Origin of the sequence: Collinsella sp. TF07-1, from assembly GCF_003437235.1 — a bacterium.
Taxonomy (GTDB): Bacteria; Actinomycetota; Coriobacteriia; order Coriobacteriales; family Coriobacteriaceae; genus Collinsella.
Window position 1 is genome coordinate 1 of the sequence record NZ_QSRV01000006.1, and the last position, 24,685, is coordinate 24,685.

The following is a 24,685-nucleotide window of genomic DNA, read 5'->3' on the forward strand; positions in this document are numbered from 1 at the left end:
CCCCCGCCACGCTCGCGCGCAGCTTGGCGGCGATGGACTCGGATGCCAGCAGGAACACGAGCATGACAACGGAGCATGCCAGGCACACAATCCAGGTGCTCGCAAAGGAGCCCGTGGCATCGAACAGTATTCCCGAGACGATGGCGCCCACCGTGCCGCCAACCATCTCGAGCGAGGTAATGGTGCCCGTGACCTTACCCAGGTCGGCCATGCCAAACTGCTTAGACGCAGCGATCGTGAGCGTTGGAGATGGTGTACTGCGCAAGGGAAATGCCCAGGTCGCTGACGATCAACGGCTGGAACAGGCTCATGCAGTTGACGAAAATCGTGTAGCACGTGGCCATGATCACGAAGCCAGAGGCCACCACGAGCCAGCCGGGGAAGAGCTTACGTTGCTGAGACATGCTGTTCCTTTTTTAAACAAACGAGTAGCAAGATTGGGTGCTACCGGTGGTCGGCGATGTAGCCCAAAGCGACGGCGGCATAAGCCGCGGCGCCAAGGGGAAGCTCGGCATCGCTAAAACGTGCCTTGGGATGATGCTGAGCAAAATGCTCGTCCGTATCAGTCACGGCAGCGCCCACGGTAAAGTACGCACTCGGGATCTCGCTCGAGATCAACGCGAAGTCCTCGCTCGCCATGGCGTGGAACAGCGGCAGGAAGGCAGCCTTGGGCAGCACCGCGCCCACGTAGCCAAGCGACGCCTGCGTCATGCCGTCGTCGAGTACCAGCGGCGGAACATCCGAAAGCGTCTCGATAGTCGCCGGCGTGCGATACGTTGCGGCCACGCCGTTGACGACCTCGGCGATGCGGGTCTTGAGGTGCTCCATGAGCTCGACGTCGAAGCCACGCAGCGTTCCCTCAAGCACACAAGTGTCGGGAATGACATTTGCGGCCTGACCGCCGGCGAACTTGCCAATGGTAAGCGCGACCTCCTTGGCCGCCGGCACCTCGCGGGAGATGAGCTCCTGAAGCGCCAGATGCACATGGACGCCGGCCGTGATGGGGTCGATGCAGATCTCGGGGCTCGAGCCATGGCCGCCCTTGCCCTGAAGCGTGATGCGAAAACCGTACACGCCCGAGAGCGCCGGGCTGCCGTAGAGCACCAGGCCAAGCGGCGACTGGCTATTGACATGTATGGCGAAGGCGGCCTGGGGACGCGGGTTCTGCAGCAGACCGTCGGCGATGGCGGCGCGGGCACCCTCAAAGGTTTCCTCGCCCGGTTGGAACAGCAACTTAATCGTGGCGTTGGCGTCGACAAGCTCGGACTCGCGGGCCTTGAGCAGGCGCGCCGCACCAAGCAGCGCCGTCGCGTGCATATCGTGTCCGCATGCGTGCATGCAGCCGTTCGTAGAGGCGAAAGGCTCGCCTGACTCTTCAGCAACAGGCAGGGCATCCATGTCGCCACGGAGCATGATGACCGTACCGGCCTGTTTGTCCGTGCACGTACCGTTACCCCGAGCAGCAGCTGCCGCGCCGGCACCGATTAGGCCAACGACACAGGAGCCGTCAACAAGCACGGCATAGGGAATATCCATCTCGTCCAGACGCGCCTGGATAAAGGCGGACGTCTGCGGAAGGTTGTTACCGAGCTCAGGCGTTTGATGGAGATCATGGCGCCATGTGGCAAGCTCGTTGGCAAACGCCTGAGCTTCTGCAACAAGACCGTCACCGATAGCGGCCTGCGCCGCCACGGTGGCCTTGGACGCTGATTGCGGTTGAAGATCGGACTGAGCTAGTGCCATAAATGCCCTCCAGTAACGTTTTTGCAGTAAGCACTTTGATAGCGTAAAGCGCAAGGTACAACTTTAAGGGCGAGGCATAAAAAATGCCGCCCCAGGAGGGCGGCGCAACAAGTTGTTTACAATTGCGGGCGCGGCTTTCGACGCAAAAAATCGAAGTGAGTCTCGCTCAAGATAATCGACAGGAAGATAAGCACAAAGCCGGCGAGCAGGCGCGAGGTGAGCGCCTCCCCCATCAGCAGCACCGAAAACAACACGCCCGAAGGCGACTCCATCGAAAGGAGCAGCGAGCCCGTCGAAGCCGGGACATGCGCCAGGCCGACGTTTTGGATGAGCAGAGCCACGCATGTGCAGCCCACCGAGAGAAACGCCATCACACAGATAAAATTCGGCGTCCACACGGACAGAGGCGCCTGGGTCTCGAATAGCAGCGACGAGATCAGGCTCAGCACGCCATTGCCCACAAACATCCAAAACGTGATGACGTTGATGTCCATTTTGCGACCGTACTTGGCGGTCACCGCCATCTGGATGGCGAAGAAAACCGCGCCGCCCAGCGTAATGGCATCGCCGATGTTGAACTCGACGCTATCAAGCGCCACCAGGCCAATGCCCGCCAAGCACAGCAGTGCCGCGCCCAGATTATAGCGGGTGAGTTTTTCGCCGCTCAGAAAATAGCTCGCAAAGGGCACGAGGATGCAGTACGTACCCGTCAAAAACGCGTTCTTGCCCGCCGTGGTGTGCGCCAGACCGACCGTCTGCAGGACGTAGGCGGCCCACATAAGTGTGCCCATTCCAAGTCCGACGATAAGATTGCGGGCGTTGAGGTGCGCGATGATGCGCTTGTGGAAGATGACAAACATGACCAACGCCGCAGGCAGAAAGCGCACGTAGAGCAGTTCAAACACCGGAATGGTGTCGAGCGCGTCCTTCATAGTGGTAAAGGAGTAACCCCAGATAATCGCCACCGAAAGCAGTAGAACTTTCCAGAACAACGGCGAACGAGCACCGGCACCACGGGAGGTGCCGCCCGCACCCAGGTCCTCGCGAGCCACAGGGCCATCGGGCATCATTTCGATATTGTCAGTGACATGCTGGGGCATAGGGCATCCTCGCGCTCAATCTGGGCGTGGTGTCCGCACGCGCGTGACCGCATGCCGCCTCATGGTCAAATAAAAACAGGGCGCACCGGACCCCCGGCACGCCCCGCTACTGTAGCAACAACCAAGCAGCCCATGCAATTCACTCAACTAAAGCGTCGGAACAGAAATCCTCGATGTTCCGACGGCGTTTACGTTGCTGTATTAAATCAATTTGGTCGACTCCAGCTTTTCGATAATCCAGTCGTTGGCTTTGATGACCGGACGGCGGAAGACGACGCCCAGGGCCAGCGACGGAATCAGATAGCTCGCCAGAATACCCAACTCAACCCAGTACTCCATATGGTAGGCGCCAGCCATGGCGGCATGCATGGCGTTGATGCCGTGAGTAAACGGCAGGAACGGATAGATCGCCTGGAACACGGGGCCGGTCATCTCGATGGGGAACGTGCCGCCCGAACCGCCGACCTGCATGACCAACAGCACGACAGCGAGCGCCTTGCCGATATCGCCAAACGAAACCGTAAGCGTGTAGACGATATTGGAGAACACGAGACTCGCGACCCAGCCCGCCAGCACAAACTGCAGCGGGTTGTCGCACTGAATGCCAAAGAACAGAATGTCGCCCGCGCACACGAGCGTTGCCTGCAGCAGGGCCAAACCGCCAAAGAACAGGTAACGGCCCAGATAGATCTCGTGCAGGCGTACGGGGATGAGCTCGTTGATGAGCTCGTCGTCGACCGAGACCTTCATCATGGCCGCCAGTACGATCGAGCCGACCCAGAGCGACAGAATCGTATAGAACGGCGCCATGGCCGAACCGTAGTTGCGGATCGGATAGACCGGCTTGCGGTCGAGCGCAACGGGGCCGGAAAGCGACACGGCCAGGCCCTCGGGGTCGTTGCCGATCATCGTCTTGATCGTCGCCAGGTCACCCGACATCAGGGCGCCGTCGAGCTCGTCCTTGAACGCGCTGATCTTGTCCGACGCCTCGCCCAGCTGATCGGAAGCCTTGTTGACCAGCTTTGCGGCCTTGGAGAGACCCTTTGCCAGCGAACCGGATGCGTCGGTCAGGCCGGCAACAGCGCTATCTAGGTCGCCCGAGATGCCGTCGAGCGAATCCAGAACGCCCGAAATAGTTTTCTTGAGCTCCTTGGCCTTGACCGAGAATGTGGAATCGTAGTCGGACTTAGCGCCCGAGATGCCCGCCTTGGCATCGGCGATGGCCTGGTCGACCTCGGCACGCGTGCTGTTGACCTCTGCCATGCTGTCGGAAAGGGACTTTGCGGTTGCCCTCAGGTCGTTGGCATTGTTACGATACTCCGTCGCGATCCTGCCCAGCGATGTAGCCACAGACTTGAGGCTGTCCTGGAGCTTTTCGTCACTCACCTGATCGGCAAAGCTGCGGAGCTGGTCGGCCGTGTCGTCGATTTCCTTGGCGCGCGATTCGAGTGCCGACGCGGCTTCGTTGAGCTGGGTCACCGTAACGTGGACATGCTGGTTTGCGGCGTCGAAAGCCTTCGCGAGCTCGGCGGACACGTTGTCAAACGAGCCCGCACTTCCGTCAATCGCGGCGTTGATGGCGTCGTTGGCGGCCTTGAGTGCTTCCTTGGAATCACTAATGCCGCTCTCGGCGTGCTCCATCAACTGCTTGGTAGATTCATCGACCTTACCCGTCTGCTGGAGCATACCGCTCGCCGACGTCAACGAATCGGAGGTCGAGCTCAAAATGCCCGCCAGCGAAGTCGCGTTGGCTTGAACGTCCTGCAGGTCCTCGACCGAATCGCCCAGTGTCGAGGACAGGTTGGCGATAAAGCTGCTGACCTGATCGGTGCTCATGTAATCGAGCAGGCTGGACACGGTTTTAAGACCGATGCTCGTAATGGTTTCGGTAAAGGTCTCGTTGACCTGACTCTGGACGGCGCTCGAGCCTTTCTCGGTCACGATCTGCGCGATGGCGTTGGCCTTCTGGTTCTCGTAGAACTCGATATCGGCGTGCTTCACGTCGGTCGAAAAGAGCGTCATCATGTCGGCGCTAAACGTCTTAGGGATAACGACGGCAGCGTAGTACGCGCCCGACTTAACGCCCTCAATCGCCTTATCGCGGTCGTTGAGAACGACCCAGTCAAAGTTCTCGTTGCCGCGCAGAGTGGCGGTTACGTTTTCGCCCACGTTGACCTCGACGGGAATCAGATCGCTCTCGTAACCCTCGTCGGTGTTGACCACTGCAATCTTAAGGTTGCCGGTATTGCCGTAGGGATCCCAGCTGCCGGCGATGTTAAACCATGCATAGAGACACGGAACGATGATCAGGCCCATCACGACGACCATGCCGATCACGGAGCGAGACACGTTTTGGACATCACGCTTAAACAGGTGCAGGATGTTTTTCATTTATGCCTCACCTCCTTTAGAGTGCTTGCCAAACAGGGTGGTGTCCCCGTCGTTTCCGTTTACGTTGTCAGCGCCGTCGGCATCTTGAGCCTTACGATGCGCACCGATATGCGGCAGACGGCTCGTAGGCTGTTCGCCTCCCTTGGCGCCACGCTCGCTGGCGTTGAGACCAAACATGCGACGGGCGGCAGGGATGGCAGCCGTGTGCTCGCGCATCTCGCGGCGAAGGTCCTCGTCCGAAAGCGCCGAGATACGCATCTGGGTATTGAGGCTCGCACGGATGTATTCGATGTTGATGAGCCAGCCGCAGATGGCGATAACCGAAATGATCCAGATAACGAGCAGGATGATCTTGCCGTTATTGTCGATATCGAGCACCGTCGAAAGCACAAAGAGCAGAACCTGCACGCCTACCACGGCGGCAAAACCGCCCTTGATGTAGTACGGGTAGCGATGCTCAAACGCCACGGCATGATCGAGCAGCTCGCGACGGTACGAATCGGAATCGAGCATGACACGCATGGCCGTGCGCAGCGAGTAGCGCTGGCGCGGCAGGTCGTTGGACTCGCAAATCATCATACCGGTCGTGGAAAGCTGTTTATCAAAGAGAAGGTTGAGATTGAGCAGCAGCGGACGCAGCTGCAGGCCGATAAAGAGCGCCACGATCAAGAACACGCCCAGAATGCACAGGTTAAACAGGTAGTTGAACGAATACATGCCGCCGACCGTCTCGCGCAGCAGATTGATGCCGTAGGTAAAGGGCAGCAGCGGGTGCAGCCACTGGAAGAAGCCGGGCATCATCTCGATGGGGTACATGCCCGACGAACCGGGGATCTGCACGATGACGAGAATGACGCCGATAGCCTTGCCGATATGCTTAAACGTGGTGGACAGCGCATAGATGATATTGACGTAGGTGAACGAAATGGCGATGCCGCCCAGCACGAACAGCAGCGGGCTGACGCACTGCACGCCAATCACCAGATCGCCTACCGTAACGATGATGGCCTGCAACGCGCCCAGGATCACCAGTAGCAACCAGCGGCCAAAGTAACCCTGACGCGCGGTAAAGCTGCCGATGCCTTCGCGGTCGACCTCGAGCTTGTAGATGGCGATAAGCACGTAGCCGCCCACCCAAAGCGCTAGGTTGGTATAGAACGGGGCAATGCCCGAGCCGAAGCTCTTGACTGGATAGATCGACTTGGACGCGAGCTCAACCGGAGATGCCATGAAATCTGCCACGTCATTGACGTCGACGTCCATGAGGTCGGCTAACTCGCCCATAGACTCAGAGGTCTGCAGCGCCGCAATGTCATTGGCGGCGGTCGCGAGCTTGTCCTGAACCTTGGCAAGGGAGGCGTCGGTTTGGGACAGCGTGGTCTTTGCCTGCTTGAGCGTGGCGTCGAGCTGCGCCAGCGTGCCGCGCGCGCTCGCTATCGTGGGGGTCATACCCGACACAATGCCGGTCAAATCGCCCGAAACGGCGGCAAAGGAATCGAGCGCGCTCGAGGCTTTCGGCAGCGCGTTTTGACCCAGGTTCGTCTGGGCCTGGCCAAGGTTGGTCGCACCGGTCTGAATTGCGTTATTGATAGCGTCGCTTGCACCCGAGACGGCCGCGGCGTCATTCGCCATGGCGCTCGACTGCGCAGACAGACCGTCCTTGATGCTCTGAAGCTTTTCATTCTGCTCGCGGAGCAAATCGATGGTCGATACAATGCGCGCGTCAATTTCCTCGGAACCTGTCGACGTGTCATTGACGAGAATCTCCAAATGCCCGATAACGGCCTTATTGTGATCGATCGTCGCTTGGAGAGACTCGAGTGAGTTGTCGATGCGGGTGGTCGTAGATGTGACTGTGCCCGTCAGCTTGCCAATCGCAGCGTTCGCAGAGGCTGACGTCTTGGTGAGCGCAAGGCTGCCTTCCGAGAGCGCCTTGGAGAGCGAGGCGACAGAGTTGCCCGCCGTAGCGCGAGCCTCGCCCAGCAGGTCATTGCCCTGAGCGATTGCCTGCGTTAGAGAGGGCGTCTGACCCTGCAGGCCCGCCAACGCGGCATCAGCCGAGGCGATAGCGCCGCTCGTCTTATCGATGGCGGCATTCATATCGCCAATCGAATCGCGCACCTCACCCAAGGTGTCGGATGCCTCGGACACCGAACTTGTCAGCGAGTCCTGAGTCTGGGTTGCCTTGTCCTTTAAATCGACACCGGCATCCTTGGCGATACTGGCAACAGTCTCGCCCACCGTGGAGACAAACTCCGAGTTGATCTGCTCCTCGATGGTGTTGGCACCGGTATCGGTGACCTTGGGCGCAATGGCGCTCTTCTTCTCATTGACGTAATAGGTGAGCTTCGGCTGATGGTAATTGCCATCGAGCATCGAGACAAGATTGTCGGAGAAGTTCTTGGGGATTACGATCGCCGCGTAGTATTCCCCGCTCTCGACGCCCTCTTTGGCATCGGCAGCCGAGTCGACGAAGGTCCAGCCCAGCTGATCGTTTTCCTTGAGCTGGTCGACCACCTTATCGCCTGCATTGAGCTCGCCCACCAAGTCATTCTGGGTGCCCTGATCGTTGTTGGCGATGGCGATTTTAATGCCCTGGGTATTTCCGTACGGATCCCAGTTGGCAACGATGTTGTACCAGGCATACAGCGAGGGAATGACGCACACGCCCAAGGTAACCACCAGGGCGACGGGGTTCATAAGCAGTCGCTTAATGTCGCGCTTAAATATCGCAAAGGAGACCTTTGCGTTGGATAGTTTGCTGCCGAGACTCACGCTTGGACCATCCATCCTGTCGTTGAATCGAATCGTACTATCGATAACCATTGTACGTAGGCGCTTTAGTGCCTCACGGCACAATGGTGCTGAGTTTTGCGGGTAGCAATATACTACGAAGATGAGTTAACGTACAGTTGTACAGTATCTTAAATTTCAGCAGGTCACAAAACCACAACCCGCACAAATTAGCAATCCGAATAGTCATCGGGTAGTCATTGGGCCACGAAAGCGTCGCAGGTTGAGCATAAGTCAGCGAAAACGCCCCTAAGCGAGCAAGGTGACGTGAAAGAGGAGGGAAGCGTACTTCGGTACGCGACCGACGATTGAACGTCAGATTGCCGCTTAGGGGCGTTTGCAGCGTCGAGTGGTTACGCGGTTCGTAGAACCGCGTAACCCCCTAGTTACATAAGCTCGCAAACAGCCGCCGCGAAGGCAACGGGGTCCTCGGGGAGGATGCCCTCGACCAGCAGGGCCTGATCGTAGAGCAAGCCGGAGTACTGCTTGATCTTATCGGCGTCGCCTGCCTTCTGGGCAGCGACAAGCTTGTCAAAGACCGGGTGCTTGGCGTTGAGCTCGAGCACGCGCTGGCTCTTGGGCATGCCGTCGGGCGCGCCCTCGGGCCCCTTCTGGAGCACCTTCTCCATCTCGAGCGAAAGCGGACCCTCGGTGGTGATGCAGGCGGGAGCGTCAGTCAGACGCGCAGAGACGGCGACCTTCTCGACCTTGTCACCGAGCGCCTCCTTCATGGCGTTAAAGAGATCCTCGTTCTCCTTGGTGGCGTCCTCGGCCTCCTTCTTCTCGTCATCGGTCGCCATGTCAAGATCGCCGGTCGCGACGTTCTTAAGCTCCAGGTGACGATCCTCGACCTCGGGCTCGGCACCATCGGCAACTGCCTTCTCGGCAGCCTCGCGAGCAGCGTCATCCTCGTAGACCTTGGGCATATCGGCAGCCACGTACTCACGCATGGCCTGGAAGGTGAACTCATCCACGTCCTGCGTCAGCAGCAATACATCGTAGCCGCGGTCGAGCACGCCCTTCACGACGGGCATCTTGGCCAGACGCTCGCGCGAATCGCCGGCGGCATAGTAGATTGCCTTCTGGCCCTCGGGCATGCCCTTGGCATACTCGGCAAGGGTGATCATCTTCTGCTCCTTGGCAGACCAGAACAGCAACAGGTCGGCGAGCTCGTCGGCCTTCATGCCGTAGCTCGAGTAGATGCCGTACTTCAGACCGCGACCAAAGTTCTCAAAGAACTTCTCGTATGCCTCACGGTCGTTGTCGCGCATGTCCTCAAGGTCGGCGGTAATCTTCTTTTCCACACGCTTGGCGATAGCCTTGAGCTGACGGTTCTGCTGCAGCGTCTCGCGCGAGATGTTGAGCGACACGTCGGCGGAATCCACGACGCCACGGACAAAGTTGTAGTAGTCGGGCAGCAGGTCGTCGCACTTCTCCATAATCAGCACGTTGGAGCTGTAGAGCGCCAGGCCCTTCTCGTAGTCCTTGCTGTACAGATCGAACGGGGCGCGGCCCGGCACAAACAGCAGGGCGTCGTACTCGAGCGTGCCCTCAGCATGGAAGCTGATGGTGCGTGCAGGATCGTCAAAGTCGTGGAACGTTGACTTGTAGAACTCGTCGTAGTCCTTCTGCTCGACATCGGAGCTGCGCTTTTTCCAGATCGGCGTCATTGAGTTGACGGTCTCGAGCTCCTGGTAGTCCTCGTACTCGGGCGTGTAGTCATCGCCAGCATCCTCGGGCTTGGGCTTCTGGCGGCTCTTGGACACCATCATCTGAATCGGGTAGCGCACATAGTTGCTGTACTGCTGAATCAGGCTCTTGAGGCCCCACTCGGTCAGGAAGCGATCGTAGGTCTCGGCCTCGCCGTCGGCGTCGAGCTTCTCGTTCTCGCGCAGCGTCAGGATGACATCGGTACCGTGCTCAGCACGCTCGCCATCCTCGATGGTGTAGCCCTCAAGACCGTCGGACTCCCAAACGTGGGCGATATCCTCGCCATAAGCGCGGCTGACGACCTTCACGTGGCTGGCGACCATAAAGGCGGAGTAGAAACCCACGCCAAACTGACCGATGATGTCGACATCGGAACCCTGCTGCTCGGCGTTCTCAGTCTTAAACTCCTCGGAGCCGGAATGGGCGATGGTGCCCAGATTGCGCTCAAGCTCCTCGGCGGTCATGCCGATACCGTTATCCGAAATGGTGATGGTACGGGCATCTTTATCAAAGGAAACACGAATAGCCAGGTCGCCCTGGTCGAGCTTGACGCTCGGGTCCTGCAGGCTCTTAAAGTTGAGCTTGTCGACGGCGTCGCTCGCGTTGGAGATAAGCTCGCGCAGGAAGATTTCCTTATTGGTGTAGATGGAGTTGATCATGAGGTCGAGCAGTTTTTTGCTCTCGGTCTTAAATTGACGCATGTGCAGTCCTTTCGCGCTACCCCCGTCCGCAAAAACGGCCCGGTTGCCCGAGCCGCATCGCAGACCTGCTATGTTCAGACTTAGATTTTATAACCCATTAGCGCGCATATATACATACGGAATCGAAAAACTGTATGTCCAAACGCTCTGATGCGCCAATTGCCAAGGAGTGTCCCCGACTGCCGGCAGGAAAGGAACGTCCCTATCTGCCATCTACGCGCTTGGCCATCCAAGCATGGGGCTGGCCCTCGTCTTCGTAGTCCACCGGGGCAATCTGCGTGTAACCCGCCTTGGCATAGAGCGGCAGCACGTATTCCTGCGCATGCAGCTTAATGAGCTTGGCGCCGGCATCACGCGCGCACGTATCACTGGCCTCGACAATCTTGCTCGCCAAACCGCGACGGCGCATGCTCGGCAGCACGGCCACGCGCCCCATAATGTAGGTCTCCCCCGCCGCGACGCCTTCGTCCAAGTCGCACGCCGGCGACACCGGAGCCTCTGCGTCAGCTGCGCGCTCGAGTTCTTCGGGAAACACGCGCGAGCAACCGGCAAGCTCACCGTCTACATAGAGCGTCACATGAATGCAGTTCGGATCCTCGTCGATAGCGTCAAACTCATTCTCGTAGCCCTGCTCGTCCATAAAAACGACGCGGCGCACCAACGCCGCGTCATCAAAGCATCCTGTCTTAAGTTGGATATCCATGGCTGCCCTTTCATTCAATGCGAACGTTAGGGACAGATTTTAGCGAAAATGAGCTCCGCGCACGCTAAACTTCGCGCGAGCCTTCGCCAGGCAATCGTAATGACCCACGTTATGGGCATCGCTCGCGATGAAGCTGTACAGGTTCTGATCGAACAGGCGCTGTGCCGGCTTTTTCTCGCGACCAAAGCGACCGCCGGCAATAAAGTCCGCCGAAGCCTGCAGCTTGCAGCCCATATCGACCAGGCGCTCCGCCACGCTTACATCCTTTTGAACCGCACGATAGCGCTCAGGATGAGCGATGATCACCTGGTAGCCACGGCACTGCAAATCGTAAATCGTGTTCTCGTACTCTCTAAACGCATACGCATCGGCATGCGTCGAAAGCTCGAGCAGAAACTCGTTGGTCCCATCGAAATGCAAGTGATCCGCGGCATCGATACCAAGCTCAACGAGCTTTCGATGGTTGACCTCGAAGCCCATCTGGAGCGGAAAACCGTCAGCGTTATCGCGCAGCAGCTCAAAGGCATCCCACATCTTGTCGTAATCAAAATAGGGATCACGGCAGTGAGGAGTGCAAACGATTCTGGTTACACCGGCCCGCTTGGCAGCCTCGAGCATCGCCAAGCTCTCTTCGAGATCGGCGGCGCCGTCGTCTACACCCGGCAAGATATGGCAATGAATGTCACGCATAGGTCAGCCTTAATCAACTAAACGTTTGCTCGGTTGGTGAAGATGCCCTTTTTGGAAGTGCCCTGATCGTCGGAGCCCTTCTTAACCTTCTTACCGTCCTTGGTGTAGTAAGAATAGTAGTACTCGCTGGTCTCGGTCTCACAGTAATTCATGACGGTACCGATGAGCTTGACCTTCTCGGACTTCTTAAGCTGACCGATGGCGTTGAGCGCCTCCTCGCGCTTGGTGAAATCCTCACGCACGACAAAAAGCGCACCGTCGGTCAGACTTGCGATCTCGGCAGCATCGATGAAGGTGCCGACCGGGGGAGCATCGAAGATGACGTACTGGAACTTGGCGGACAGTGCCTTTACCAGCTTGGCAAAGCGATGGGAGACGATGATGTCGGCAGGATTGGGAATGTGCGGCTCGGCATCGAGGAAGTAGAAGTTCTTCTGACCCGTCTCGACAATCGCCTGGTCGATAGAAACCTGCTCGGACAGGACTGCATAGAGTCCGCCGCGGGAGCGGACGCCGAGCATATCGGCAAGGGACCTGCGACGCATATCAGCCTCGACCAGCAGGACACTCTTGCCGCTCGTGGCGATTGCCTGAGCAAGGTTAATGGAAACCGTAGACTTGCCCTCGTTGGGAATCGAGGAGGTAACGGTGATGGTGCGAATGGGGTCGTCCACGCTCGCAAAGCGGATATTGGCCAGAAGGGTCTTGGCGGCATTCTGTACAACGAGCTTATCGGTGTTCTTTGCCTTAGCCATGCCTATTTACCACCTTTCATAGCCGGAATTCGGCCAACAACGGGAATACCCAGGAGCTCTTCTGCCTCTTCGGCACCGCGGATGCGGGTATTGAGCATGTCTGCCAAAACGACATAGGCAACTGCGATAAAGATACCGGCGAGGAACGCGACGGCAATATACAGCGTGCGCTTGGGGCCGCTGGGGGCTTCGGGGGTCTTAGCCTCGTCGATAACGTTGATGCTCTGGGCAGCGCCGACGTTCTGAGCGACCGTACTCACCGAGCTGGCAATGGCCTTTGCGACCTCAGCCGTCTCCTTGGCATCGGTGCCGGTAACCGAAAGCGTAATGACACGCGTGGTGGTCTCGGAGGAAACAGACACCTTGTAGTCATCCAAATCGGTGAGGCCCAGTTCTTTGGCGGCGCCGCTCTTAACGCTATCGCTATCCAGCAGCGTGGCGATATCGTTGGAAAGCATCTGGCTCGCCGAGAGATCGTTGTAGCTCATCTGACCGCTATCGTCGGTCTTGGCGAGAATGTACATGCTCGTCGTCGCGGTATAGGTGTTGTCCATCGCAACGAAGGACACGATGCCCATGGCGATCGCGCAGACCACCGGAAGGGTGATGACCAGCTTGAGGTGCTTCTTCAGCAGCTGGAACAGTTCGAGAAGGGTCATGCAGCTTGCCTTTCATTTCCCCAGTTCGGATTGACAAACTGTCCGTATGTTATCGCATCTTTTTACCGAGACCAAACTCTATACATAAGAAACAGGCTCTCCTGTAAAAATGTCGGAAGCAATCGTAAAATTGCACAACAACGCCGCACCCGAAAGTCAAATGCGGCGTCTACATCAATATCTGTGTTGTATCGCTATGCGAATGGCTCGTCCTGCTGTATGGGAAACGTCACCGTAATGGTGGTTCCCACGCCCAACTCGCTCGACAGATCGAGCGTGGCGTGATGATACAGGGCCGCATGCTTGACAATGGCAAGCCCCAGGCCGGTTCCGCCGCGTGCCTTGGACCTACTCTTGTCCACGCGATAGAACCGCTCAAATACCTTGCCCTGTTCTTCAGGCGCGATACCGATTCCCGTGTCGGCGACAGCGAGGAACGGATGGCCTTCGTCGTTGGTGCCGCACTGCAGCGTAACCGTACCGCCGGGCCGATTGTAGCGGATGGCGTTGCTTGCCAGATTATAGATGAGCTCGTCGACCAAGCGCGACACGCCTTCGATGACCACAGGCTTGGTCTCATGACTTATCGTCACATTCGCCTGACGGGCGACCTGTTCAAGACGCTGCTCAACCGCGTAGATCGCACGCGAGAGCTCAATAGGCTCCGTGGACCCAATGGGCACTGCCTCGCCTTCAGTTGCACGTTCGGCCTCGTCCAAGTTAGACAGCGTAAGGATGTCGTTGACAAGCGCTGCCAAGCGGCCCGCCTCACGATAGATGCGACCGCCAAAGTTGCGCAGGTCGTCCTCGCCCTCGACCATGCCATTTGCGATGAGCTCGGCATAGCCCGAAATCGCCGTAAGCGGCGTCTTGAGCTCATGGGTGATATTCGCCGTGAACTCGCGGCGCATACGGTCGTTGTCCGCTAGCACCGCCATTTGGCGCTTGAGTTCCTGGCGCTGCGACTCGATGCGCTCAAGCATGGGGACCATCTCGGCATAGGCGTGCTCATAGCTACGGCGTGGGTGATCCAAATCCACCTCTTGCAACGGCGCGATGATGGCACGGGACTCACGGCGCGCCATAAAAAACGAGAGTACTGCACCCGCTGCTGCGATAAGCAGCATCGGCGCCAGCATCGACAGCAAAATCGCCGCAACGCCAGGCTGGGCCTGCGCCAAGCGAACGACCTGGCCGTTATCAAGGGTGACGGCGCGATACAGCATAATCTCGTCGAGTGTAGAGCTTGCGCGCTCCGCGGAACCCGAACCACTCTCAAAGGCCTCGATGACCTCGGGGCGATCGCCATGGTTGGGCAGTGTGGAAGGCGACGCCTCGTTGTCGTAGGCAACAGATCCGTCCTTATTGATCAGCGTGATACGAAGATCCTCGCGATCGAGGCTTCGCAAGAACGGAATGGGCTCCTGCTGCTCGTCGAGGGCGGCAGCAATGAGCTCGGTTTCCTGCGCCAGATTGGCACTCGTGGCATCCGCCAAAGTGTTTTGCACAAAGAACGCACCCAGCACCGTAAACGCCACGATAACCGCCATGGCGCAGACAAAGATCGTCACAAAAACGCGGTGCGACAGCGTATGTTTTCCCTGGGGGGCGAAGACCACGGGTTACTCCTCCGATGCGGTGGCCGCGGTGTCGTCGCCTTCGGCACCATCACCGGCAGAAGGCTCGGCCAGGCGATAACCCACGCCGCGCACGGTCTCGATGGCGCTGGCATGCTCGCCCAGTTTTTGGCGAAGCGTCTGCACGTGCACGTCAACGGTGCGCGAACCGCCGTCGAAGTCCCAGCCCCACACGCTCTGCAGCAACGACTCGCGGGTAAAGACCACGCCGGGCTTGCGCATGAGGTACTCGAGCAGGTCGAACTCGCGCAGGGTGAGCTTAAGCGGCTCGCCGGCAACGGTCACCTCGCGATGGCTAGGCGAAAGCACGATGTCGCCCACGCTGAGCACATCGCTCGCCTGCTTGACCATGCCGCCGCGACGCAGCAGTGCGCGGCAGCGGCTCGCAAGCTCCATGAGCGAAAACGGCTTAGTCAGGTAATCGTCGGCACCGCCATCGAGCGCCATCACCTTGTCGAGTTCGGTGTCCTTGGCGGTAAGCATCATGATGGGCACCGTCGCCGTCAGGCGATCGGCACGCAGGCGACGCATAATCGCCAAGCCATCGGTGTCGGGCAGCATGATATCGAGCAGCACAGCATCGGGCACCCGTCGCGCCACGGCAGCTTTAAACTCGCCATCACACGAAAAGCCCTCGGCCTCGATTCCCTGCTTGCGCAGCGCGTAGACTGTCAAATCCCTGATGTTGTCATCGTCCTCGACGTAATAGATCATGTTGAACCCCTTTGCGGCCGATATGACCGCATCTTAACCCTAAAGGCACCTGTAAAAGACAGCGTCAGCCAAAACGCCCCGTCAAATAATCCGCGGTGCGCGGATCGGACGGATTCTTAAAGAGTTGCGCGGTGGGCGCGTGCTCCACCAGCTCACCCAGCAAAAAGAACGCAACCGAATCGGAAATACGCGCGGCCTGCTGCATGTTGTGCGTCACGACCACCAGCGTGCAGGTCTCCTTGAGCTCGCAGGCCAGCTGCTCCACCACCAACGTCGACACAGGGTCGAGTGCCGAAGTCGGCTCGTCCATCAGCAGAATGTCGGGCTGCACGGCAAGTGCGCGGGCGATGCACAGGCGCTGCTGCTGTCCACCCGAAAGACCCAGGCCCGACTCTTTGAGCTTGTCCTTGACCTCGTCCCACAGGGCAGCGCGACGCAGGGAGTCCTCGACCAGCTCATCGAGCACGGCGCGGTCGCGCGCACCCATACCGCGAGGACCGTAGGCGACGTTGTCGTAGATGCTCATGGGAAATGGGTTGGGGCGTTGGAACACCATGCCCACGCGCTGGCGCAAACGGCAGATGTCGCAATCGCCCAGGATATCTTGACCATCGAGCGCAATCTTGCCCTCGATGCGGCAATCCTTGATGCCGTCGTTCATGCGGTTAAAGCAGCGCAGCAACGTGGACTTTCCGCAGCCCGAAGGCCCGATGAACGAGGTGATCTGCTTGTCGCGGATCTTGATATTCACGTCCTTGAGCGCATGGTGGTCGCCATAGAACAGGTCGAGGCCCTCGACGTCGATGCGCGTCGGCGAGGCGGCAAGATCCTCTGCCGTGGGGCGAGTCGCATCCCCAACCTCGCGCTCATGCGCGGCCTCGGCCTGCGCTTCCATGAGTTCTTCAAGCTCCGTGGGCTCCACAGCCGCAGCAGCCGTCATACCGCACACCTCCATATCGATATCAATTCAGCAGTATCGATAGTAGGAATCGCGGCTCATACGCACGTGAGCACATTGTCAAGTGTTTGTAAGGGCACGCTAGCTATGCGGCGGGCAGCTCGATGGTGAATATCGTGTGTTCGGGCGTCGATTCACATGCAACGGTACCGCCGTGTGCCGCGATGATCTCCTTGGCAATAGCAAGGCCCAGGCCGGCACCACCGCGATTGGTCGCACGCGCCGCATCCAGGCGATAGAACTTCTCAAAGATCACCTTGAGCTTAGCCGCAGGGATAGGATCGCCCTGATTGATAACGCGCACGCGCACGCCGCCATCGTCTTGGCGCCTGGCCTCAATCGTGATAGTCGAGCCCTCATAGCTATAGGCGACGGCGTTTTTCATGATGTTGTTAAACACGCGGGCCATCTTATCGCCATCCACGAGCACCGTCAGGTCCTCGCGAATATCAACCTGGGCTTCCTTATGTTGCTCGTTGAGGATGGGATAGAACTCGTCAGCCACCTGAGCCAGCAGCAACCCCAGATCAACATAGCCGCGCGTGAGCACGATATCGTGGAAGTCAAAGCGCGTGATATCGAAGAACTCTTCGATGAGTGCATCGAGCCGGTGCGCCTTGTCGAGCGCCACGCCCGTAAAGTGCGCACGTTGCTCAACCGGCAGCTCAGGAGCCTCTTGCAGCAGCGAAAGATAGCCCACCACACTGGCAAGCGGGGTGCGTAGGTCATGTGCCAAGTACGTGACCAGATCGTCCTTGCGATGAGACTCGTCACGCAAGGCCTGTTGCACCTTGCGCTCGCGATCGCGCACACGGTTGAGTGCGCCCTCGACCTCCAGGAAGTCGCCGTCGATGTTGTCCCAGGTGTCGGGGTGATCGATCAGGCGATCTTGAATACGAGCGGCCAGCACACAATCGGCATGCTGCTCGCCCTGCTCATAGCCCTGGTAGTACAGGGCGCGGCCGCAAAAGAACAGCACGCACACGGCAAGCGCCAGCACAAAGCCAAGCATGTTGAATACAAAGCCGGCATCGAACAGCACCGGCCCTTCGATGCCGCCGAGTGCCATGGCGCCAATCGCCAACGTCATGGCCCACGCGGCACCGCCAATCACCACGCAACGGCGTACGATTTCAAATCGATCGATCAGCAAAAAGCCGACAAGCAGCACCGCCAAGATTCCAGCGATGTTATCGATGCCAATCAGCAGCAGGCTCAGCAAAAAGAGCAGCACCGTTGCAAGCGCGCGGTTGTCGACGACCGACCTCACGTATTCAAAGAGTCGATCGGGCACCTCGAATGCCTGCCTATCGTCTTTTGTCATATCCACTTCCCCACCATCAAAGGCGTTATTCGATTATGTAGCCGACGCCCCAGACGTTTTTGATAAAGCGCGGCTTTTGAGCGTCGTCACCGATCTTTTCGCGCAGGTGGCGAATGTGCACCATCACCGTATTGTTGGAGCCGGGCATAAAATCCTCGTTCCACACCGCGCGGAACAGATCCTCCACGGCCACCACACTGCCGCGATGCTCGACCAGATACAGCAAGATGGAATACTCGATGGGCGTGAGGCGCACCGGCGCACCGTCCACCATTACGGAACGAGCATCGCGGTTGATCTCCAGGCCGTCGAGCTGGATGATCGGCGACTCGGCCACCTGCGCGCGGCTACCGTAGCTGGTGTAGCGGCGAAGCTGAGCATGCACGCGCGCGATGAGCTCAAGCGGACGGAACGGCTTAACCACGTAATCGTCCGCGCCAAGCGAAAGGCCCTCGATCTTGTCTTGCTGGGCATCGCGCGCCGTCAGCATGATCACGGGATAGGTATGGCTGGAACGGATCGTACGCAGCAACTCAAGCCCATCGATATCGGGCAGCATGACATCCAGCAGCGCCAGATCGAACTCCTGCTCCAAGATTGCCTTGGCAGCATCGGCCCCGCTATAGGCGACCTGTACGTCAAAGCCTTCTTTTGTAAGGTAGATACCAACCAAGTCGGCGATGGCCTTTTCGTCATCAACTACCAAAATGCGCTCGTTCATGCGTGCTCCTCTCGCGCTCCATTATGCCCGAGGGGGCGCATGCCACACACAACAAGCGTGGGTGATTAAGTCGGCCTTAAGCACCCTTGTGCCCGTTCGGGCGCGGATGTGGGCCACGCACGCACGCGATGATCGCCGACGCCGGCAAACGATATACTCTAGTTCCAGAAGAGACCATCCCGTCGAAAGCGAAATCCGTGAAGTCCCTCACCTCTTTTGCAAAGCGCTCAGCCCAGCTTGCCGCCGGCTTTGTCTGCGCTATCGCCCTTGCCGCTGGCGTGCCCACCGTCGCCGGCGCCCAAGTACTCACGACCGACAATGTTTGCGGCAAAACCGCCGATGCGCGCGGCATCACGGCCGAAAACCTGCCCGATATCGATGCGACCAATGCCCTCGTCATGGGCAAAGACGGCACCGTCTACTATGCCCGCGGCGCCGATGAGCAGGTCAAGATTGCCTCGATCACCAAGGTCATGACCGCAATCCTAACCGTCGAGAATTGCAAGATGGACGAGAAGGCCACGGTGAGCAACGCCGCAGCCACCGTGGGCAATTCAACAGCCGGCCTACTCGAAGGCGACGAGCTCACCGTGAAGCAGGCACTGCGCGGCCTGATGATTCCCTCGGGCAACGACGCCGCCATCGTGCTCGCCGAATATGTGGGCAAGAAGATCGACCCTAAGACCAAAGACGCCGAGGCAACCTTTGTGAAGGCCATGAACGAGCGCGCTAAGAAGCTCGGCTGCACCGGTACGCTTTTTGAAAACCCGCATGGTCTGGACTTTGATGAGTGGGCTGGCGATATGCACTCAACCGCACACGACGTAGCGCTGATGATGCAGGAGGCCATGAAAAACGACACGATCCGCGAGGTCGTAGCGAGCGAGGATTCCTGGATCGAGGTCACGGGCGCCGACGGCACCGACCATTCGCATTCCATGGACACGCATAACTATTTGCTGGGCCAAGATGGCAACATCGGTGGCAAGACCGGCACCACCGACGACGCGGGGTATTGCTTTACGAGCGCCTACAACCGAGACGGCGACGAGATCTACACCGTCGTTTTGAACTCCACCACCACCGACCAGCGCTTTACCGATACCGCAACCCTTGCCAATTGGTACTACGGTCACAAGGTGACGGTCGCAATCGCCAACACACAGGAAAAGACCGCCAACGGCAACCCGCTTATGGCGCGCATTGGTCAAACCGACTGGACGGATAAGACGATCGACGCCACACTCGCCGATCCCACGGCGCAAGCGACCGTGTTTTCCCTTGCCGGCGAGGTGACCGAAAAGGTTAGCTACGACGATCTTTCGGGCACGGTGCATGTGGGCGACAAGGTGGGCAGCGTCACGCTCAAGCAGGACGGCACCAAGATCGCCGTCATGGACCTGGTTGCCGACGAGGAAGGCGCAGGGCCGAATCCCATTGAATGGCTGCTCGTGAAGCTCGATCGCTTGGGCCGTCGCATCGACAACCGCCCACTCACGGCAGAAAGCGAGACCGTCGCCAAGGCGCCCGAGGTGTAGGGCGCAAGAATAATAAGTCCACTGAAAGGAGGCGTCCGAAAGGATGCCTCCTTTTTTTGAGGGTTCGAATCCCCAGCCGCCATTCTTGATAATAAAAAGGGCCCCAAATGGGACCCTTCTTCAAATTCGTACTGGCGGAGAGCTGGGGATTCGAACCCCAGATGCCCTTTTGGGGCATACTCGCTTAGCAGGCGAGCACCTTCGGCCTCTCGGTCAGCTCTCCGTAACAGCCGTTCTATAGTAACCAAACAGCCAAGGATGAGCAAGAGGAAATTTTCTAATTGCCTAGCAGCCTTTCCTTCTTGAAAGCTTCGCCTACCCCAGCGAGCGGTTGAGGGAGCCGAGCTCGTCGTTGCCCATGGTGCGCCACATTTGGAAGATACAACCGCGCGCCAGGAAAAAGAAACCGTTGTCGACCAGTTGCACAGCGGCATCTGCCAGCTGATTCGTCACGGCGGACACTGGCGGCAGCTCTAGTCCAGCCTTATGGATGGTCTCGACCGCTTCCTCGAACGTCGGAGGCTCGCTGACGCCCATCTCGTTCATAAGGCCCTGCATTTCTTCCAGCGCGCTGCTGCCCGACTCCTCGCCGCGCGGCACCAGACGGTAACAAGCCAGCGCCAGGTCGAGCTGATCGCAATTCCAATAGGCAAACGCCAAGCGATAGAACAGGTAGCCGATTGCAGAACGATCGCTGGCAATACGTAGGCCGTGGCGCGCCACCTCGATAATCTCGTCAAAGCGCTCCAGACGCGCAAGCACGTTGATGAGCGCAAAGTGCGACTGCATGGACGAGCGCGCCAGATCGTAAAGATGGCGCACCTCGGGCAGTGCTCGTTCAAAGTCCTCTTGCTCGGCGTAAAAGCTGCAGATCTCGTGCTGGGCAAAGTACAGCGCATCGGGCGCACGAAGGATTCGCACAGAGCGGTCTTCTTCCAACACCGGTAGCACCATGCGCACCAGCTGGTTATCGCAAAACTGCGTTTGAACCGGACCTGTCGCCAAAAGCTCGGCGACGGCGCACTTAGCCTCCAACTCCTCAACAAGACGGGAAAAGCCTTCAAAAGCACCTGTACGGTCGACTTTTGCCTGCTCGCGCAATTCAACAACACGGGCCACGTATGGGTCGTCGTCCTCTTCCATGACCTCCAGCTCGTCAGCCGTATCGGCAAGCAGCAGATCGCGCAGCGCCGGCGGCAGCATGCGATGGTCATCACGCGGACGAGCATGAACCTCCGCAGGTTCAATCGTCTCCGGAGCGGTTGACTCATATGCCTCAAGCACACGCTTGCACGGCATATCGTCCATGTCTATACTCTCAAGATCCTTGGCGACAGGCACGCAATCGGCCAGATAGGCCGCGCGCCCAAAGAAATACGTTGCAACAACGCGCTCGCCCTGCTCACTGTCGGGAGCAGCAATCTGCACATAGCAGCGCGTGATGCAGGTGCCCGCGGCAAAACACGCTGCCGCAAGCGTGAGCGCCACGCGCGCATCGTGCTCCGCGGCCCAGATCGTGCGCGTGTCCTCGTCCAGCTCGTGCCAGGCGTCATCTTGAGCGTCGTATTCACGTTGCGGCATGGCATCAACGACAGACTGCCCAAACCGAACGAGCATAATCCCCTCGGCAACGTTTGCCCGATAGGTATAGTCGAGCCGCGTGACCACGTTAAGCGCCTCGACAATACGCGCGAAGCGGGTACGCACATCCCACTCACCGCCCGGTTGGCAAGCCACCGTACCCGGTTCGCCCCACGGGTTATCGCTCGAGGCCGTATCGAGCAGTCGGGGAACATCGTTGGTCGTCTTAGCGATATGCCACGCATCGAAGAGCGCGCAGCCCTCAAGGCTCGGCGACGAGGCCGCGGGGACCAATCCAGCCCCGATGCGCTCAAGGATGCCGGAGAGGCGGTTGAGACGGCACTCGATGGCGAGCAGCGTGTCAATTTCGTCCTGCTCCAGCAGACTACGATCAAAATTGAGATAGAAAAGCTTTGAGCGATCGATGCGAGCCAGGCTCATCTCGGACTTAGCGGCGATGGTGCGCAAGCGGGGCAAGTCAATTTCACTCATAAGGGCGGCGGCATAGCGCTCGATACCGCTCGGATTCTCGGCATGGTCAACGCGGTAAAGCAGCGTCTCGATAGCATCAGGGAGCGGTGCCGTGTTAAAGCCCAAAAACACCTCGACCGGCTCGGGCAACTTTACGAGCTTGATCTTGTCGATAACATTTTGCATACCCTCGTCGAGTCCGCCGGCGTCCGCCGTGCTCGCAATGGCATTTTCGGAGTCAGCGAATATCACGTAGCGCAGGAACATCGATGCCATGAACTCGCCGTAAGGAAGGGAGCGGGTCGAATTCCATGTCTCGTGGTCGGACTGCTCGCGCATGGGGCCTTCGGGAGAGCCGACGGTTCGCGCGCACGCGCGCATCGTGCCGTTTGCTCCCCTCACCATAATCTCACCAATACCGGAGTCCGACTCGTCAAGGACCAGTTCCATGTCGGGATCGTTGGGCAGCGGAGCCTCGCTAACGGGGCGGTCCACCTTGTACACCTCACCCGAAACGCTTACGTAGCCCAAAAGCGACACATGGCTTTTGCCAACGAATTCGACGACATAACAAGATTCATGCTGATCCTCGCCAAAGAGTTTCCAGACCACGCCATACGAGCGTCCCGCTGGCTGCTCGGGCATCGCCGGAAAGCGCTTCTTGGGATCGAGAAACCTGAGCTTGTATGTCGGACGCTCTGCCACGAAATATCACCCTGATCGGTCGCTTGAGAAGGAGTGGTCGCGAATAAGTCGCGACATCTACTCGGAATCTTACACGAGTCGACAGGAAATCGTCCCTTTGGACGAAAGCACTCAAGCTGGCGTAAAAGAAAAGCCCCCGTTGCCGGGAGCTTTAATCTCAAATGGTGCGGCGTATAGGATTCGAACCTATGACGTTCTGATTCGTAGTCAGACCCTCTATCCAGCTGAGGTAACGCCGCAACTTGTTGATTATTATGCACAGGGACTGAATAATGGTCAAGCATTTTTTCAAAAAAAGTTATCGAATTTGATTTTTAATCATTTGGAGGGCTTGGCGCGATCTTCGACGCATCGCGATATAAGAAAAGCCCCCGTCGCCGGGAGCTTTAAAGTTCAGTTGGTGCGGCGTATAGGATTCGAACCTATGACGTTCTGATTCGTAGTCAGACCCTCTATCCAGCTGAGGTAACGCCGCAACTTGTTGATTATTATGCACAGGGACTGAATAATGGTCAAGCATTTTTTCAAAAAAAGTTATCGAATTTGATTTTTAATCATTTGGAGGGCTTGGCGCGATCTTCGACGCATCGCGATATAAGAAAAGCCCCCGTCGCCGGGAGCTTTAAAGTTCAGTTGGTGCGGCGTATAGGATTCGAACCTATGACGTTCTGATTCGTAGTCAGACCCTCTATCCAGCTGAGGTAACGCCGCAACGCACGGATTATTATGCACGTGACCCCTCGATGGGTCAAGCGACAATTTGGAAAAATTTTACGAAGTGATGATTAAGACGCTCGCGCCTCGACCGAGGTTCGAATCCATGCGGTGTTGCCATAAAAGAAAAGCCCCCGTTGCCGGAGGCTTTGAATTTCAATTGGTGCGGCGTATAGGATTCCGCGCATCCGTTCCGCGGATCCGCGCCGGCTTCGCCCGCCTGCCGGCGTGCTCGCCCGCTCGCTACGGACGCTCCGCGTCCGCTTCACGCTCGCGCCTCGACCGAGGTTCGAATCCCTGTCTGGTCTCCAAAAAAGAAAAGCCCCCGTTGCCGGAGGCTTCAAGTTCAATTGGTGCGGCGTATAGGATTCGAACCTATGACGTTCTGATTCGTAGTCAGACCCTCTATCCAGCTGAGGTAACGCCGCAACGCACGGATTATTATGCACGTGACCCCTCGATGGGTCAAGCGACAATTTGGAAAAATTTTACGAAGTGATGATTAAGACGCTCGCGCCTCGACCGAGGTTCGAATCCATGCGGTGTTGCCATAAAAGAAAAGCCCCCGTTGCCGGAGGCTTTGAATTTCAATTGGTGCGGCGTATAGGATTCCGCGCATCCGTTCCGCGGATCCGCGCCGGCTTCGCCCGCCTGCCGGCGTGCTCGCCCGCTCGCTACGGACGCTCCGCGTCCGCTTCACGCTCGCGCCTCGACCGAGGTTCGAATCCCTGTCTGGTCTCCAAAAAAGAAAAGCCCCCGTTGCCGGAGGCTTCAAGTTCAATTGGTGCGGCGTATAGGATTCGAACCTATGACGTTCTGATTCGTAGTCAGACCCTCTATCCAGCTGAGGTAACGCCGCAGCGCAAGATATATAAAACCACTTTAGCTTATTGGAGTCAAGCACAATCTCAAACTTTTTTGTGAAACGCAGTTTTGTCATGCTGCTCCGCATATACCGTCGTTCCCCGTACGATCGATTGGCTTTTCGATCACGTCAAACTTAGCATCAAGTTCCCTCAGGAGCGATCTCACCCGCTGGGCACAATCATAATCGGCAAACGAGATACTCAACATGCG

General features: G+C 58.2%; 17 protein-coding genes, 6 tRNA genes and 1 pseudogene. 1 reads left to right on the forward strand and 23 read right to left on the reverse strand.

Annotated features, from left to right (window positions below):
* From DXC67_RS03410 to DXC67_RS03485, 16 genes and pseudogenes are all read right to left on the reverse strand, one after another.
* Window positions 1-211: pseudogene (locus tag DXC67_RS03410) on the reverse strand (MFS transporter); the annotation flags it as partial.
* Window positions 212-221: 10 nt separating this feature from the next.
* Window positions 222-404, reverse strand: coding sequence for a hypothetical protein (locus DXC67_RS03415; protein WP_117637367.1), 183 nt, complete (start codon window positions 402-404; stop codon window positions 222-224).
* 40 nt (window positions 405-444) lie between these two features.
* Window positions 445-1,743, reverse strand: coding sequence for a M20 family metallopeptidase (locus DXC67_RS03420; RefSeq protein WP_199410584.1), 1,299 nt, complete (start codon window positions 1,741-1,743; stop codon window positions 445-447).
* Between the two features lie 116 nt (window positions 1,744-1,859).
* Entirely contained in the window at window positions 1,860-2,843 is a 984-nt protein-coding gene (locus DXC67_RS03425; protein WP_117637368.1) for a DMT family transporter, read from the reverse strand.
* A 201-nt stretch (window positions 2,844-3,044) separates the two neighbouring features.
* A complete protein-coding gene (locus DXC67_RS03430; protein ID WP_117637369.1) occupies window positions 3,045-5,234 on the reverse strand; it encodes a YhgE/Pip domain-containing protein in 2,190 nt (729 codons plus the stop codon).
* Entirely contained in the window at window positions 5,235-8,009 is a 2,775-nt protein-coding gene (locus DXC67_RS03435) for a YhgE/Pip domain-containing protein (RefSeq protein WP_233503147.1), read from the reverse strand.
* Between the two features lie 404 nt (window positions 8,010-8,413).
* Window positions 8,414-10,438 (reverse strand): molecular chaperone HtpG, encoded by a 2,025-nt coding sequence (gene htpG / locus DXC67_RS03440; RefSeq protein ID WP_117637371.1) that lies wholly within the window; start codon window positions 10,436-10,438, stop codon window positions 8,414-8,416.
* A 202-nt stretch (window positions 10,439-10,640) separates the two neighbouring features.
* Window positions 10,641-11,141, reverse strand: coding sequence for a GNAT family N-acetyltransferase (locus tag DXC67_RS03445; RefSeq protein WP_117637372.1), 501 nt, complete (start codon window positions 11,139-11,141; stop codon window positions 10,641-10,643).
* 39 nt (window positions 11,142-11,180) lie between these two features.
* The gene (locus DXC67_RS03450; RefSeq protein WP_055250497.1) at window positions 11,181-11,831 is read right to left on the reverse strand and encodes a tyrosine-protein phosphatase; all 651 of its coding nucleotides are present in this window, start codon (window positions 11,829-11,831) and stop codon (window positions 11,181-11,183) included.
* Between the two features lie 17 nt (window positions 11,832-11,848).
* Window positions 11,849-12,586: a CpsD/CapB family tyrosine-protein kinase gene (locus tag DXC67_RS03455; protein WP_035136836.1), complete on the reverse strand. Its 738-nt coding sequence runs from the start codon at window positions 12,584-12,586 to the stop codon at window positions 11,849-11,851.
* A gap of 2 nt (window positions 12,587-12,588) precedes the next feature.
* The gene (locus DXC67_RS03460) at window positions 12,589-13,245 is read right to left on the reverse strand and encodes a YveK family protein (protein WP_055250503.1); all 657 of its coding nucleotides are present in this window, start codon (window positions 13,243-13,245) and stop codon (window positions 12,589-12,591) included.
* Window positions 13,246-13,439: 194 nt separating this feature from the next.
* Window positions 13,440-14,864 (reverse strand): cell wall metabolism sensor histidine kinase WalK, encoded by a 1,425-nt coding sequence (locus DXC67_RS03465; protein WP_117634258.1) that lies wholly within the window; start codon window positions 14,862-14,864, stop codon window positions 13,440-13,442.
* Between the two features lie 3 nt (window positions 14,865-14,867).
* The gene (locus DXC67_RS03470; protein ID WP_089572665.1) at window positions 14,868-15,596 is read right to left on the reverse strand and encodes a response regulator transcription factor; all 729 of its coding nucleotides are present in this window, start codon (window positions 15,594-15,596) and stop codon (window positions 14,868-14,870) included.
* Between the two features lie 64 nt (window positions 15,597-15,660).
* Complete coding sequence (gene pstB, locus DXC67_RS03475) at window positions 15,661-16,536, reverse strand: phosphate ABC transporter ATP-binding protein PstB (RefSeq protein WP_199410587.1); 876 nt, start codon at window positions 16,534-16,536, stop codon at window positions 15,661-15,663.
* A gap of 103 nt (window positions 16,537-16,639) precedes the next feature.
* Window positions 16,640-17,878, reverse strand: a complete 1,239-nt coding sequence (locus DXC67_RS03480) for a sensor histidine kinase KdpD (protein ID WP_117637373.1) — start codon at window positions 17,876-17,878, stop codon at window positions 16,640-16,642.
* Between the two features lie 25 nt (window positions 17,879-17,903).
* Window positions 17,904-18,599: a response regulator transcription factor gene (locus tag DXC67_RS03485; RefSeq protein WP_117637374.1), complete on the reverse strand. Its 696-nt coding sequence runs from the start codon at window positions 18,597-18,599 to the stop codon at window positions 17,904-17,906.
* A 197-nt stretch (window positions 18,600-18,796) separates the two neighbouring features.
* Here DXC67_RS03485 and DXC67_RS03490 point away from each other — a divergent pair, with 197 nt between their 5' ends.
* Window positions 18,797-20,137 carry a D-alanyl-D-alanine carboxypeptidase family protein gene (locus DXC67_RS03490; protein ID WP_158551276.1) on the forward strand — a complete coding sequence of 447 codons (1,341 nt, stop codon included), beginning with the start codon at window positions 18,797-18,799 and terminating at the stop codon, window positions 20,135-20,137.
* A 132-nt stretch (window positions 20,138-20,269) separates the two neighbouring features.
* Here the strand turns inward: DXC67_RS03490 and DXC67_RS03495 are convergent.
* The 7 genes from DXC67_RS03495 to DXC67_RS03525 all read right to left on the reverse strand — a co-directional run bounded on the left by DXC67_RS03495 (window position 20,270) and on the right by DXC67_RS03525 (window position 24,467).
* Window positions 20,270-20,360 (reverse strand) — tRNA-Ser (locus tag DXC67_RS03495).
* A gap of 92 nt (window positions 20,361-20,452) precedes the next feature.
* Window positions 20,453-22,894, reverse strand: a complete 2,442-nt coding sequence (locus DXC67_RS03500) for a lipopolysaccharide assembly protein LapB (protein ID WP_117637376.1) — start codon at window positions 22,892-22,894, stop codon at window positions 20,453-20,455.
* Between the two features lie 162 nt (window positions 22,895-23,056).
* Window positions 23,057-23,133 (reverse strand) — tRNA-Arg (locus DXC67_RS03505).
* Window positions 23,134-23,292: 159 nt separating this feature from the next.
* Window positions 23,293-23,369 (reverse strand) — tRNA-Arg (locus tag DXC67_RS03510).
* Window positions 23,370-23,528: 159 nt separating this feature from the next.
* Window positions 23,529-23,605, reverse strand: a tRNA-Arg gene (locus tag DXC67_RS03515).
* A gap of 354 nt (window positions 23,606-23,959) precedes the next feature.
* Window positions 23,960-24,036 (reverse strand) — tRNA-Arg (locus DXC67_RS03520).
* Window positions 24,037-24,390: 354 nt separating this feature from the next.
* Window positions 24,391-24,467: transfer RNA gene (locus DXC67_RS03525), tRNA-Arg, on the reverse strand.
* Window positions 24,468-24,685 lie beyond the last annotated feature (218 nt).

Excerpts from the sequence above, each read along its gene's own strand:
- DXC67_RS03415 (WP_117637367.1), bottom strand. The coding sequence starts at position 404 with ATGTCTCAGCAACGTAAGCTCTTCCCCGGCTGGCTCGTGGTGGCCTCT.
- DXC67_RS03420 (WP_199410584.1), bottom strand. The coding sequence starts at position 1,743 with ATGGCACTAGCTCAGTCCGATCTTCAACCGCAATCAGCGTCCAAGGCC.
- DXC67_RS03425 (WP_117637368.1), bottom strand. The coding sequence starts at position 2,843 with ATGCCCCAGCATGTCACTGACAATATCGAAATGATGCCCGATGGCCCT.
- DXC67_RS03430 (WP_117637369.1), bottom strand. The coding sequence starts at position 5,234 with ATGAAAAACATCCTGCACCTGTTTAAGCGTGATGTCCAAAACGTGTCT.
- htpG (WP_117637371.1), bottom strand. The coding sequence starts at position 10,438 with ATGCGTCAATTTAAGACCGAGAGCAAAAAACTGCTCGACCTCATGATC.
- DXC67_RS03445 (WP_117637372.1), bottom strand. The coding sequence starts at position 11,141 with ATGGATATCCAACTTAAGACAGGATGCTTTGATGACGCGGCGTTGGTG.
- DXC67_RS03450 (WP_055250497.1), bottom strand. The coding sequence starts at position 11,831 with ATGCGTGACATTCATTGCCATATCTTGCCGGGTGTAGACGACGGCGCC.
- DXC67_RS03455 (WP_035136836.1), bottom strand. The coding sequence starts at position 12,586 with ATGGCTAAGGCAAAGAACACCGATAAGCTCGTTGTACAGAATGCCGCC.
- DXC67_RS03460 (WP_055250503.1), bottom strand. The coding sequence starts at position 13,245 with ATGACCCTTCTCGAACTGTTCCAGCTGCTGAAGAAGCACCTCAAGCTG.
- DXC67_RS03470 (WP_089572665.1), bottom strand. The coding sequence starts at position 15,596 with ATGATCTATTACGTCGAGGACGATGACAACATCAGGGATTTGACAGTC.
- pstB (WP_199410587.1), bottom strand. The coding sequence starts at position 16,536 with ATGACGGCTGCTGCGGCTGTGGAGCCCACGGAGCTTGAAGAACTCATG.
- DXC67_RS03480 (WP_117637373.1), bottom strand. The coding sequence starts at position 17,878 with ATGACAAAAGACGATAGGCAGGCATTCGAGGTGCCCGATCGACTCTTT.
- DXC67_RS03485 (WP_117637374.1), bottom strand. The coding sequence starts at position 18,599 with ATGAACGAGCGCATTTTGGTAGTTGATGACGAAAAGGCCATCGCCGAC.